We start from the raw sequence: 13,779 nt of genomic DNA, 5'->3' as shown, positions 1-13,779 counted from the left end.
ATGGAAAACCTGGACGCGCTGGTCGCTCAAGCTCTTGAGACTGTGCAAAGCGCTGAAGATATCAATGCCCTGGAGCAAATCCGGGTTCACTACCTTGGCAAAAAAGGTGAATTGACTCAGGTGATGAAGACCCTGGGCAATCTGCCGGCCGAACAGCGCCCGCAAGTCGGCGCGCTGATCAACGTTGCCAAGGAGCGTGTCACAGAGGTTCTCAATGCGCGCAAGGCGTTGTTCGAGGAGGCCGATCTTGCGGCCAAGCTCGCCGCCGAGTCCATTGACGTGACCCTGCCTGGCCGCGGCCAGACCTCTGGCGGTCTGCATCCGGTTACCCGGACTCTGGAACGTATCGAGCAGTTCTTTACCCACATCGGCTACGGCATTGCCGAAGGCCCTGAGGTCGAAGACGACTATCACAACTTCGAGGCGCTCAACATCCCAGGCCATCACCCGGCCCGGTCGATGCACGACACCTTCTATTTCAATGCGAACATGCTGTTGCGCACCCATACCTCGCCGGTACAGGTCCGCACCATGGAATCGCAGCAGCCGCCGATCCGCATCGTCTGCCCAGGCCGTGTGTACCGTAGCGACTCCGATATCACCCACTCGCCGATGTTCCACCAGGTCGAAGGCCTGCTGGTTGATCGCGATATCAATTTCGCCGACCTCAAAGGCACCATCGAAGAATTCCTGCGGGTGTTCTTCGAAAAAGAACTGGCGGTACGTTTCCGCCCGTCCTACTTCCCGTTCACCGAGCCATCCGCCGAAGTTGATATGGAGTGCGTGATGTGCAGCGGTAAAGGCTGCCGGGTCTGCAAGCAGACTGGCTGGTTGGAAGTCATGGGCTGCGGCATGGTTCACCCCAACGTGCTGCGCATGTCCGGGATCGATCCAGAAGAATTCTCGGGCTTTGCCTTCGGCATGGGCGTCGAGCGTCTGGCCATGCTGCGTTACGGCGTGAACGACTTGCGCCTGTTCTTCGACAACGACTTGCGGTTCCTCGCGCAATTTCGCTAGTCGTAACGAACCTTTAGGAGAGCAGGATGAAATTCAGTGAACAATGGCTGCGTGGCTGGGTAAGCCCGCAGGTAAATCGCGATGAGCTGGTTGCTCGTCTGTCGATGGCCGGTCTTGAGGTCGATAGCGTTACGCCGGCCGCCGGTGTTTTCAGTGGCGTGGTAGTGGGCGAGGTGCTGAGCACCGAGCAGCACCCGGACGCCGACAAGCTGCGTGTGTGCCAGGTCAGCAATGGCGCGGAAACTTTCCAGGTCGTGTGCGGTGCGCCAAACGTGCGCCCGGGCCTGAAAATTCCGTTTGCGATGATCGGTGCCGAGCTGCCCGGTGACTTCAAGATCAAGAAAGCCAAGCTGCGTGGCGTCGAGTCCAACGGCATGCTGTGCTCCCAGGCGGAGTTGCAGGTTGGCGAAGGCAATGATGGCTTGATGGAGCTGCCGGCTGATGCGCCAGTAGGCCAGGACATCCGTGTCTATCTGGACCTGGAAGACGCCAGCATCGAAGTCGACCTGACTCCGAACCGCGGCGACTGCCTGTCCCTGGCTGGCCTGGCCCGTGAAGTCGGTGCGCTGTACGGCGTGCCTGTCACGCGTCAGGTAGTGACAGCGGTCCCAGCAGTCCACGACGAAGTGCGTTCCATCGAAGTGCTGGCACCAAACGCGTGCCCGCGCTACCTGGGTCGTGTGATCCGCAATGTCGACCTGTCCCGGCCGACCCCGCTGTGGATGGTCGAGCGCCTGCGTCGTGCCGATGTGCGCAGCATTGATGCCGCTGTCGACATTACCAACTACGTGATGCTGGAGCTGGGTCAACCGCTGCACGCCTTCGATCTGGCCGAGATCAACGGTGGGATCCGCGTGCGTATGGCCGAGGAAGGCGAAAAGCTGGTCTTGCTCGATGGCCAGGAAGTCACCCTGCGCAGCGATACCCTGGTGATTGCTGATCATTCCCGCGCCCTGGCCATTGCCGGTGTGATGGGCGGTGAGCACAGTGGTGTGTCCGCGACGACCCGTGACGTGTTCCTTGAAAGCGCGTTCTTCGACCAGATCGCTGTGGCGGGCAAGGCTCGTTCTTACGGCTTGCACACCGATGCCTCGCACCGCTACGAGCGTGGCGTGGACTGGCAACTGGCCCGTGAAGCCATGGAGCGCGCCACCGGCCTGCTGCTGGAAATCACCGGCGGTGAAGCTGGCCCGATCACCGAGACGGTCAGCGAGCAGTATTTGCCGTCGATTGCACCGGTGACGTTGCGCGCTCAGCGCGTCGAGCAAATGCTCGGCCTGGTGATTGAAGAGGCGCAAATCGTGCGCCTGCTGACCGGTCTGGGCCTGGGCGTCAGCGCTGATGGGGAAGGGCAATGGCGTGTAGAAGTGCCAAGCCATCGCTTTGATATCAGCCTTGAAGTCGACCTGATCGAAGAGCTGGCCCGTCTGTACGGCTACAATCGCCTTCCGGTTCGTTACCCGCAAGCGCGCCTGGCCCCGCAACCCAAGACCGAAGCCCGTGCACACCTGCCTGAGCTGCGTCGCCTGCTGGTCGCCCGTGGTTATCAGGAAGCGGTGACCTACAGCTTCATTGATCCCAAGCAGTTCGAACTGTTCACCCCGGGTGTCGAGCCGCTGCTGCTGGCCAACCCGATCTCCAACGACATGGCAGCCATGCGCTCGTCCCTGTGGCCAGGCCTGGTGAAAGCACTTTCCCACAACCTGAACCGTCAGCAGGACCGCGTGCGCATGTTCGAAAGCGGCCTGCGCTTTGTCGGCCAACTGGACGGCCTGAAGCAAGAGCCGATGCTGGCTGGTGTGGTCTGCGGCAGCCGTTTGCCGGAAGGTTGGGCGCAGGGTCGCGACCCAGTGGACTTCTTTGACGTCAAGGCGGACGTGGAAGCGGTGCTGGGCTTTGCCGGCGCGCTGGATGCCTTCGCGTTTGTCCCTGGCAGCCACCCGGCCTTGCATCCAGGCCAGACTGCGCGCATCGAGCGCGAAGGTCGCCTGGTCGGTTTCGTCGGTGCGATCCACCCTGAACTGTCGAAAACCCTCGGTCTCGACCGTCCTGTGTTCGTCTTCGAGCTGGTGTTGGCTGAAGTCGCTGCGGGCAAGATGCCTAAATTCAGCGAGCTGTCGCGTTTCCCGGAAGTGCGTCGTGACCTGGCCCTGGTGGCGGATCGTGATGTCGCGGCCAGCGCCGTGCTGCAAGTAATCCGAGAAAATGCAGGCGAATGGCTGACGGACCTCAGGCTATTTGACGTCTATCAGGGTAAAGGCATTGATCCGCATAGAAAAAGCCTTGCAGTTGGCTTGACCTGGCAGCATCCATCGCGCACTCTTAATGACGATGAGGTGAATACCACGACGCAAAATATCCTCACCTCGCTCGAACAAAGGTTGAACGCCACGTTAAGGAAGTGACGTATGGGGGCTTTGACGAAAGCTGAGATGGCGGAACGTCTGTACGAAGAGTTGGGTCTGAACAAGCGCGAGGCCAAGGAATTGGTCGAGCTGTTTTTTGAAGAAATCAGGCACGCTCTGGAAGACAACGAACAGGTCAAATTGTCCGGTTTCGGCAATTTTGACCTGCGGGACAAACGCCAGCGGCCTGGCCGCAATCCAAAAACGGGAGAAGAAATCCCGATCACGGCTCGCCGTGTGGTCACCTTTCGTCCAGGGCAGAAGTTGAAGGCCCGAGTTGAGGCTTATGCTGGAACCAAGTCATAACGACGAGCTACCCGTCATCCCAGGCAAACGCTACTTCACCATTGGTGAAGTCAGCGAGCTCTGTGCGGTAAAACCGCATGTGTTGCGCTATTGGGAGCAGGAGTTTCCTCAACTCAACCCCGTCAAACGCACCGGGAACCGTCGGTATTATCAGCGACAGGATGTGCTGATGATCCGACAGATCCGCGCGTTGCTGTACGACCAGGGGTTCACCATCAGCGGCGCACGCCAGCGTATGTCTGGTGATGAAGCCAAAGACGACACCACCCAATACAAGCAACTGATACGCCAGATGATCTCCGAATTGGAAGATGTACTGGTGGTTTTGAAAAAGTGAAACAAGCCTTTAAAATACTTCCACATTTCAAATGCTTGCGGTATATTCCTGATCGCTTCGTTATGAAGCGAACCCAGTTTCACGCCTAGTCGGGGCGTAGCGCAGTCCGGTAGCGCACTAGCATGGGGTGCTAGGGGTCGAGTGTTCGAATCACTCCGTCCCGACCATATTTTTCAATGACTTAGCCCAATCTGAAAAGGTTGGGCTTTTTCATGTGTGCGGTTTTTTGCGAGGCGAATCGCGGTTTCCTTCTTAAGGTCGGCAGCGACGGTCCGCTAGAGTCTGTTCTCGAAACCTTGTCGTCGGATGTCGCTCATTAGTTGTTTGAGAGGATTAAGCGGGTTGTTACCTCTCTTGGATGGTTAACCATTTCCCTTGGGAATATTCTTGCGAAATGAATAGAGAAAGACGCCAGTTGCTGGAGTGGGAGCGGGATGAGTGTGCAGCCCTAAAGAGGGCTATTGCGGACTACAACGCAGCTCGCCCAAAAGACAAGCGCCTAACACAGGATGAGATTGCGCATGCAGTTGGCATGAGCCAGGGCACGCTTGGAAGCCACCTCAACGGTCATCGGCCACTGACCCAAAAATTGGCTGTTTCAATGGCGGCGATGCTGGGCATTCCGATTGGCAAGTTCAGCAAAAGGATCGAGGGTGATATTGAGCGGATGGCTTCGGCTGCCGGCCTTGGCCAACTCAGAGCAAGCTCATCTAGTGATGATCGGGTGTATGCCCGAGGTTTCGATCTTCAAAACGACTCAAGCTATACCGGCGTTCTTCAACTGACGGCGCAAGGCTCTACTGGAGACGGCGAAGAGAATTCGCACGTTGAGATTCGCGGAGTCATGGCGTTCAAGTCTTCTTGGTTGCGTGCAAATCACCTTAGTCAAAAATATCTAGATGTGATCTACGCCAACGGCCACAGCATGGAGCCAACGATTAACGACGGCGATGTCCTACTAATAGATGAATCAAAGATTGAGCCGAGGGACGGTCAGATATTTGCCATGCAGAGCGAGTCCAAAGGAACGATCGTGAAACGCTTGGTCAAGTCTGATTTCGGCGGTTGGATCATCCGTAGCGATAACCCAGACAAAGCGCGTTATGGCGATCAGACATTGCGTGATGGTGAGATAAACGAAATTCGTATCATTGGCCGGGTGGTTTGGCGAGGCGGTATGCTTTAAAACACTTTCGTACCTTCGAAGTCGGCTCCAAGTCAGTCGGTCGATCAGACCCAATATCGAGTGAACTTGTCTCGATTTTGGGCCTAAGCACGAGGTGATTTACGGAAAGCGAGGACGCGCGTGATGCTCCTCAATTGTATGAACAGGCCCGCCACCGAGCGGGTTTTTTTGTATCTGGGATATTTGTATCTCCATTGGAGTTGAAATAAAAATCTCTTTGGGAGATATTTTGTTTGTCGAGTCACCTGATGGTTCTCGTACGGTCTGCAGCCTGTCGCTCTCTAGACCCGTTAAGGGGTATGCCGTCGCTAGCCTCGACAACAGCGCGACAATAAGCGAGGGAGAGAGCCCAATACGGCCTGCTTGGTGGTTGGTGGGCCTTTACCAGATCTATAGCCCGCCTCCATTTGAACCGCCAAAGAATGCACCGCTATCGCTACTGCCTGTTTTTGGAGTGAGAACAGGCTTAACGAGCGTTGGATAACGTCAGCGACATCCAGAACATCGGTAGTTTCATGAAGCGCGCCCAATCGAGCGGCTGAACGTCAGGCGTTCTAACAACTGGCATTGAAGGTACTGAAATGAATTCCCTAATTAATGAGGTAATCCACATGATCGAATCGAAACTATTGACTCACAACCAGCAAGCCTTAGTAGACGAGCAAGCCCAAGGCACAGATGAATGGCTCGCGCTTGGCTTGCAAGAATATAGTAGAACAGTCGATAGCATTGTCGCGCTTCGCGCCCTGAGTTCATCCGGAAATCAGCGCGCAACCGTGATTGGCTATTACAACAAAGGTGATGGCGGGGGTGGCAATTACTACGTTGATCTGGCCGACACGGCGTCGGTGGACAATGGCGGTACTGTGATCGTAGCCACTGATGGTGCACGCTGGAAGCTGGCTACAACGGATGTAGTCGATATTCGGCAGTTTGGCGCAAGAAATGGATCAGCCGCTTCCTCCAGCGCCGAAATTCAAAAAACATTCGATGAGGGTGGATCCAAGAGTGCTGCTGATGGGGTGTACCTGCTGGGCTCTACTGTTTCGTATGACCATTCGGCTGCGGACTTTCCCCATACTGGCGCCCCTTCTAAGCGCCTTACCTTCCTGGGTAATTCCCTCGGCAACACGATATTTGAAGTTGCCACCGGCGTGCCCATTGGCTTCCAGCTCATAGGTGGTATTTCGGCAGGTAGCATGGGGGGGTGGGGCTATAGTCGGTTTGGAAATTTTTCGATTGTCGGCAAGGAAAGAAGTTATGTCCCTGCGCAACGAGTCGGTTATGGCATTGATCATAAATCCCTCGGGTATGACCATATATCCAACATATCCGTCCAGCACATGGGCACCGGTTTCAGCATTCGCGACTGCCTGAGCAACGAGTACACCAACCTATACGCTCGCGAGAACAACATCGGGTTTGTTATCGCGAGGTCGGTTGCGGGGGGAACACTACCGAACGCGATGGTTTTTTCCAAGATCGTGGCTACTGGGAATAGCACGACAGGCGTTTACTTTGACTTAATGGGTGCTGGCAATACCTGGACGGGCGGTAGCATCGAGGGTAACGGAACGCCCGGGAGCCCCGCATCATTCGGATTTAAAGCGAATGTTCTTGGTGACAACGGCCTTGCCTGTCTCGACATGAGTTCGGGATATTTTGAGAGTAACGCGGGCGTGGCTGACCTGTCCCTGGATAACGTCGGGACATCACCAGTATCGGTCATCGTGCGTAATACCCAGTTCCATCGCCTTTCGAATGTTCACTTTACGAGCTGCAATATTCAGCTTCGATCCTCCGGTGGAGGAAAGCTCACCCTTATCCTTGAGGGTTGTGGCTTTGTGAGCGGCGGCGACTACGTTCCGGATATCTCCCGCCCATTCATTGATATGGGCGCCAATTGCCAGGTGATTGGTTGGGATACTTGTACGACAAACGAAGTCGTGTCAGTGGGCCATGCCTTTAACTCAGCGGCCAGTGCGGTAGTCAGCGGGTCGGCTCTGGGCAACGGGACTATCCTTAACGCCCCGTTCAATACATTCATCACTCGTATAAATCCAGGCGAGTATAAAATCTCGACCCCCGGCGGGTACGGCAGCACGAAAGAGGGTTATGTGCCGAGCGTGATTCCTGTTGGTCTCGTGGCAGACGTTCGTCTTGCCTACATCACCAGGAACAGCGCCAATGAGTTTCAGTTTGCGTTCAGGGGGCCTGCTACAACGGCGTATCAAGACAGTGATTTCGTGTTCACTGTGACTAAGTCGAAGTAATGCACTAGGAATGGTTTGAAATTCAATAGAGAGGCGTACCAAGAGATGGTGTGCCTCTTTATTCTTGTTACCTTGCTCTGGAAATCGAATCATGGAGGAAATCAAAATCACGAAGATCGAACGTGTAAAAAGCTTTGTGAGGCGAGTAACTTTTCGATTAGTTGATGGCGCACCTGGTAAAAGTCTCGGTTAATCCCAGCCTCTCTTCCTCCTTTCATCCCTTGCAAAAATTCCCGGCCTCCCGTGCCTTCTTGAAAGCCTGCATCAACTATTTCCCTTCGATATGCATCCCCTGCTTACGAGTGCCAGCCCCTCCCAGCAGCCGAAGTTACGCGACACCCACCCCGCACGCTCAAGCCTCAAACAAACCCCACCTGTCATTTTCATAACACTTGACCTTCCCCTCATGGCAAGCCGGATAAAACCTCAAGTGTTGGTTTGTCCTGAAAATTACAAGGAGGTACACGATGTACGGCAAGCGAATAACCCTGGGCGCCGTGGCGATAGCTGTCGTGTTCACGTTGGGTGGCTGTAATGAGAGCGCGCCTGTGGCTGATGCCGCCAAGCCGCCTGGTGTGCCGGTGGCCGAGGTGGTTGCGCAGCCGGTGACTCCGTTTGTCGAATACACCGGTTCCTTGACCGCGATTGAGCAGGTTGAGCTGCGCCCGCGTGTCAGTGGTTACCTGCAACAGGTCAGCGTGCCCGAAGGCCAATCCGTGGCCAAGGGCAGTCTTTTGTTTGTGATTGACCCACGGGAATTCCAGGCCGCGCTGAACGCTGCCAAGGGGCGCTTGCGTGAGGCGCAGGCCAACGCATTGCTGGCCCAGGCCGAGCATGGCCGAGCCGAGCAACTGTTCGCCAAAAAAGTGGTGGCGCGTGATCGGCTCGACGCTGCCATTGCTTCGCTGAACGCCGGCAGGGCCCAGGTTGATGCCGCCAGGGCAGCGCTGGACGCCGCCCAACTGGATTTGAGTTACACCCGTGTCACCGCGCCCATCAGCGGTCGCGTGGACCGTGCCCTGGTCACGGAGGGCAACTACGTCACCCGTGGGGTGACGCCGCTGACGACGATCGTCTCCATTGACCCGTTGCATGTGTATTTCGATGTCGATGAACGCACCTACCTGCGCTCGCTCGCCGCGACTCGGGAGGATGCCGCGTCCAAGGGGGAAAAGGCCGCCAAGGTCATGGTGGCGATGCTTAACGATGCAAACTATGCGCGGGCCGGGCGGGTGGACTTCCTGGCGAATGCGGCCGACCGCAAGACCGGCACAGTGCGTGCGCGTGCAGTGGTCGATAACCCCGACGGGCGCCTGACGCCGGGGCTGTTCGCCAAGGTCAAGCTGGACACCGGCGCGCCGCAACCCCGGGTGTTGGTGGCCGACCACTCCATCGGCACTGACCAGGGTCGCCGCTATGTATTGGTGGTCGGCGCAGGCGACAAGACCGAATACCGCCCCGTCGAGCTGGGGCCGATGGCCAACGGCCTGCGGGTGATTGAGCAGGGCCTGCAGCCGGGTGAGCGCATTGTGGTCAAGGGGCTGGTGCGCCCCGGCATGCAGGTGACGCCGCTGGCCGCCAACATCGACGGCGCGCCGTTGGATGCACCGCTGGTCATGGGGGGCGTGCAATGAGTTTCCCACGCTTTTTCATTGACCGGCCGATCTTCGCCATCGTGCTGTCGGTGTTGATGATGATCGCTGGCATCGTGGCCTTCTTTCATTTGCCGCTCAGCGAATACCCCGCCGTGACGCCGCCCACCGTGCAAGTGACCGCATCCTATCCGGGCGCCAACCCCCAGGTGATCGCCGAGACGGTGGCGGCGCCACTTGAGCAGGTGATCACCGGGGTCGAGGGCATGCTGTACATGACGTCGCAATCGGCGACCGATGGCCGCATGATCCTGACCGCAACCTTTGCCCAGGGCACCAACGCGGACATGGCGCAGATCCAGGTGCAAAACCGCGTCTCGCGGGCCCTGCCGCGTTTGCCCGAAGAGGTACAGCGCCTCGGCGTGGTCACGCAGAAGACCTCCCCGGACATCCTCATGGTGGTCCACCTGCTGTCGCCCGACCAACGTTACGACCCGCTCTATATCTCCAACTATGCCTACCTCCAGGTGCGCGATGAGCTGTCGCGGATTCCGGGGATCAACGACGTGCTGGTGTGGGGGGCGGGCGAGTACAGCATGCGTCTGTGGCTCGACCCGGACCTGATCGCCGCCCGTGGCTTGACCGCAGGCGACGTGATCAGCGCCGTGCGTGAGCAGAACGTGCAAGTGGCGGCCGGCTCGGTCGGCCAGGCGCCTGACTCCAGTGCGGCATTTCAGGTCACGGTCAATACCCTCGGGCGCCTGACGGACGAGGAGCAGTTTGACGACATCATCATCCGCACCGGCGATAACGGCCAGGTGACGCGCCTGCGCGATGTGGCCCGTGTGGAAATGGGCGCCGATGCGTACGCGTTGCGCAGCCTGTTGGATGGCGAGCCGGCCGTTGCCTTGCAGATCATCCAGAGCCCGGGCGCCAACGCGCTCGATGTGGCGCAGGCGGTGCGCGATACCATGCAGCGCCTGGAGGCCAACTTCCCCGAGGGGATGGTGTCGCGGATTGCCTATGACCCGACAGTGTTTGTGCGTGCATCGCTGGAGTCAGTGGCCATCACCCTGATGGAAGCGATCCTGCTGGTGGTCCTGGTGGTGGTGGTGTTCCTGCGTAACTGGCGCGCATCCCTGATCCCGTTGATGGCCGTGCCGGTGTCGATTATCGGCACCTTTGCGGTCATGCATCTGATGGGCTTTTCCCTCAATACCCTGTCGTTGTTCGGCCTGGTGCTGTCCATCGGGATCGTGGTCGACGATGCAATCGTGGTGGTGGAGAACGTCGAGCGGCATATCGAGAACGGCGAGGAGCCGACGCAGGCTGCGCGACGAGCGATGGGCGAGGTGACCGGGCCGATCATTGCGATCACCTCGGTACTGGCTGCGGTGTTCATCCCCACGGCCTTCCTCAGTGGCTTGCAAGGTGAGTTCTATCGGCAGTTCGCGCTGACCATCGCGATTTCCACGATCCTGTCGGCGGTCAACTCCCTGACCCTCAGCCCGGCACTCGCCGGACTGTTGCTGCGCCCGCGCGGTGCCGCCGTGGTACATGACCCGCGTAGCCTGCGCGGCCGTGCCGCGCACCTGGTGCAGGTGCTGAGCCGGCCGTTCCAGCGGGCACCGCAGGCGTATGGCAACACGGTGCGCAAGGTGGTGGGCCGTCGCGGCGTGGCGCTGTTGGTTTATGGTGGGTTGCTGGCGCTGACCTGGTTTGGTTTCAGCGCTGTACCGGCGGGCTTCGTGCCGATGCAAGACAAGTACTACCTGGTAGGCATCGCCCAATTGCCCAACGCGGCCTCCCTGGATCGTACCGACGCAGTGGTGCGGCAAATGTCGAAAATCGCCCTGGATGAACCAGGAGTCGAAAGCGTGGTGGCGTTCCCTGGGTTGTCGGTCAACGGCTTCGTTAACGTACCGAATGCTGCCGTGATGTTCATCATGCTTGATCCGTTCAAAGAGCGTACCTCTGCGGACATGGCGGCGGTTGCCATCGCCGGGCGCCTGCAAGCCAAGTTCGCGAACATTCCCGACGGTTTCCTCGGCGTATTCCCTCCGCCGCCAGTGCCCGGCCTTGGGGTGACCGGCGGCTTCAAGCTGCAGGTCGAGGACCGTGGCGGGGTCGGGCTCCAGGCTCTGGTGCAGCAGACCCAGGTGCTGATGACCAAAGCCACCGAGTCGGGCCAGGTCGCTGGGTTGATGACCAGCCTTGACGTCAACGCGCCTCAGTTGAATGTCGATATCGACCGCACCCAGGTCAAGAGCCAGGGGGTGCGGCTGGCCGATGTGTTCGAGTCCTTGCAGGTCTACCTCGGTTCGCTGTATGTCAACGACTTCAACCGTTTCGGCCGCACCTACAAGGTGACGGCCCAGGCCGACGCGGACCACCGCATGCAGGCCGAAGCCATCGGCCGCCTGCAGGTGCGCAACGCGGCCGGGGACATGCTGCCGTTGTCGGCGTTTGTCACCGTCACACCGAGTTCCGGACCCGATCGGGTGATTCACTACAACGGCTACCCCTCGGCCGACATCTCCGGCGGAGCGATGCCGGGGGTCAGTTCGGGGCAGGCCGTCGCGCTCATGGAGCGCCTGGCGCAGGAGGTGCTGCCCGAGGGCGTGACCTTTGAATGGACGGACTTGACCTACCAGCAAAAGCTCGCCGGGTCATCGGCCCTGTTTATTTTCCCGCTGTGTGTGTTGCTGGCCTACCTGATCCTGGCCGCGCAGTACAACAGCTGGCTGCTGCCCCTGGCGGTCTTGCTGATTGTGCCCATGTGTCTGCTCAGCGCGATCATTGGCGTCTGGTTGGTGGACGGCGACAACAACGTGTTCGTGCAGATCGGGTTGGTGGTGCTGGTGGGGCTGGCGGCGAAAAACGCGATCCTGATTGTCGAGTTTGCCCGCAGCCTTGAAGCCGAAGGCGCCAGCCCGCTGGAAGCGGTTATCCACGCGTGCCAACTGCGTTTGCGGCCGATCCTGATGACCTCGCTGGCGTTCATCGCTGGCGTGGTGCCGCTGGTATTTGCCAGCGGAGCCGGGGCCGAGATGCGCCATGCCATGGGGGTTGCGGTGTTTGCCGGGATGCTGGGGGTGACGCTGTTCGGTCTGTTCCTGACGCCGGTGTTCTATGTGGTGATGCGCAGCCTTGCCCTGCGTTTGCAGCGCAAGGGCGCGAGTCCCAAGCTGCAATTGGAGGAGAGCGCGTCATGAGATTGGCCTATCAAGCGTTTCTGTTGTCGTCGCTCCTGGTGACTGGCTGCACCGCAGTCGGGCCCGATTATTCCGCGCCGGTGCTGCCCGCCGCGCAACGGCCGGCGAGCTTCGGCGCACCCATCGCCGGTCTCGGTACGGGCGAGGTCGAGGTGCAGTGGTGGCGTGTGTTCGATGAGCCGGCCCTCAGCCAACTGATCCAGCAGGCGCTGGCGGCCAACCACGATATCGGCATCGCCACCGCGCGGCTCGACGAAGCCAAGGCGATGCTGCGCGAGAGCCGCCAGGGCTTCTTGCCCAGCGGCGGTGCCGCGTTAGGGTATGAGCACCGACAGCGCAGCGAAGTCGAGACGCCATCCGGCCAGCAGCGCTCCCTTGAAACCACGCGCGCAGCGCTGGATGCCGCCTGGGAAATCGACTTGTTTGGCCGCGTCCGGCGCTCGGTGGAGGCCGCGCAGGCCCAGGCGGGCTCGCGCCAGGCGTTGCTGCGCAGCGTACAGGCGAGCGTTGCCGCCACGGTTGCCGCGACCTGGTTCGAGCTGCAAGGAGTCGAAGCCGAGCAGGCGGTGGTGGCGGACATCAGTCAAAGCCAGCGCGACAGCCTGGGCCTGGTGGAGCACTTGGTCAGTGTGGGGGCCGCCACCGAGTTCGATCGGCTGCGAGCCGAGGCCTTGCTGCGCAATGTCGAGGCGGTCGCCCCCGGCCTTGAGCGGCGTCGCGCAACCACTACCAATGCACTGGCGGTCTTGCTGGGGCAGGCGCCGCAAGGGTTCAAGCCACCGCAGGCCAGGCCCGGTCGTGAGACCTTGAACCTGCGCACCCTGCAGGTGGGCGACCCGGCCGGCTTGCTGGCCCGGCGCGCCGATATCGCCGCAGCCGAACGTGTGCTGGCGGCCGAGACCGCGCAGATCGGCGTGGAAACAGCCGGTCTGTATCCGGACATCCAGGTGCAGGGCTCCATCGGCCTGCTGGCCGGAAGCCTCGGCGCCTTGGGCGATTCGGGCATGCAGTCGAACTTTATTGCACCAGTCATTCGCTGGTCGCTGCTGGACACTGGGCGCGTACGTGCGCGGATTGCCGCCAGCGAGGCGCGCACCCAGGCGGCATTGATCAGCTACGACCAGACCGTATTACGCGCCCTGCAGGAAACCGATGACGCGTTCCAGGCCAACAGTGCGGCGAGCAGCACCCTGGGCCTGCGACTGCTGGAGGCCGCGGCCAATCGCGAGGCGGCGAGGTTGGCCCGCACGCGCTTCACGGACGGTGAGGGGGTGTACCTGGACGTACTGGAGGCAGAGCGCGCGGACTTCACCAGCCGCCGCGCACTGACCGTGGCGCGCACCGAGCAGCGCTTGGCGGTGGTCGGCATCTACAAGGCGCTCGGCGGTGGCTGGCAGATCTGCGAGCAGGCGGGGCAGGTGTGCAGCGGCGCTGCGGCGCTGCGTTAG

General features: G+C 59.8%; 9 protein-coding genes and 1 tRNA gene. All 10 read left to right on the top strand.

Going from position 1 to position 13,779, the window contains the following annotated elements:
• Positions 1–1,017, top strand: a complete 1,017-nt coding sequence (gene pheS / locus AC19YY_RS14180) for a phenylalanine--tRNA ligase subunit alpha (RefSeq protein WP_500604392.1) — start codon at positions 1–3, stop codon at positions 1,015–1,017.
• Between the two features lie 26 nt (positions 1,018–1,043).
• A complete protein-coding gene (pheT, locus tag AC19YY_RS14175; protein WP_172314741.1) occupies positions 1,044–3,422 on the top strand; it encodes a phenylalanine--tRNA ligase subunit beta in 2,379 nt (792 codons plus the stop codon).
• 3 nt (positions 3,423–3,425) lie between these two features.
• Positions 3,426–3,728 carry an integration host factor subunit alpha gene (gene ihfA, locus AC19YY_RS14170; protein WP_002553164.1) on the top strand — a complete coding sequence of 101 codons (303 nt, stop codon included), beginning with the start codon at positions 3,426–3,428 and terminating at the stop codon, positions 3,726–3,728.
• Positions 3,709–4,065 (top strand): MerR family transcriptional regulator, encoded by a 357-nt coding sequence (locus tag AC19YY_RS14165; protein WP_003174972.1) that lies wholly within the window; start codon positions 3,709–3,711, stop codon positions 4,063–4,065. Before ihfA ends, AC19YY_RS14165 begins: the two co-directional genes overlap by 20 nt.
• Before the next feature lie 90 nt (positions 4,066–4,155).
• A tRNA-Pro gene (locus tag AC19YY_RS14160) sits at positions 4,156–4,232 on the top strand.
• A gap of 227 nt (positions 4,233–4,459) precedes the next feature.
• Positions 4,460–5,251 carry a LexA family transcriptional regulator gene (locus AC19YY_RS14155; protein WP_262377069.1) on the top strand — a complete coding sequence of 264 codons (792 nt, stop codon included), beginning with the start codon at positions 4,460–4,462 and terminating at the stop codon, positions 5,249–5,251.
• Positions 5,252–5,862: 611 nt separating this feature from the next.
• Positions 5,863–7,524, top strand: a complete 1,662-nt coding sequence (locus tag AC19YY_RS14150) for a putative phage tail protein (protein ID WP_500604391.1) — start codon at positions 5,863–5,865, stop codon at positions 7,522–7,524.
• Positions 7,525–7,991: 467 nt separating this feature from the next.
• Positions 7,992–9,158, top strand: a complete 1,167-nt coding sequence (locus tag AC19YY_RS14145) for an efflux RND transporter periplasmic adaptor subunit (RefSeq protein WP_500604390.1) — start codon at positions 7,992–7,994, stop codon at positions 9,156–9,158.
• Positions 9,155–12,331 (top strand): efflux RND transporter permease subunit, encoded by a 3,177-nt coding sequence (locus AC19YY_RS14140; protein ID WP_500604389.1) that lies wholly within the window; start codon positions 9,155–9,157, stop codon positions 12,329–12,331. Before AC19YY_RS14145 ends, AC19YY_RS14140 begins: the two co-directional genes overlap by 4 nt.
• Entirely contained in the window at positions 12,328–13,779 is a 1,452-nt protein-coding gene (locus AC19YY_RS14135) for an efflux transporter outer membrane subunit (protein ID WP_500604388.1), read from the top strand. The genes AC19YY_RS14140 and AC19YY_RS14135 overlap by 4 nt, the downstream gene beginning before the upstream one ends.

This window comes from Pseudomonas sp. MF09156 (genome assembly GCF_059862305.1).
This window is presented reverse-complemented; position numbering and strand designations above follow the sequence as displayed.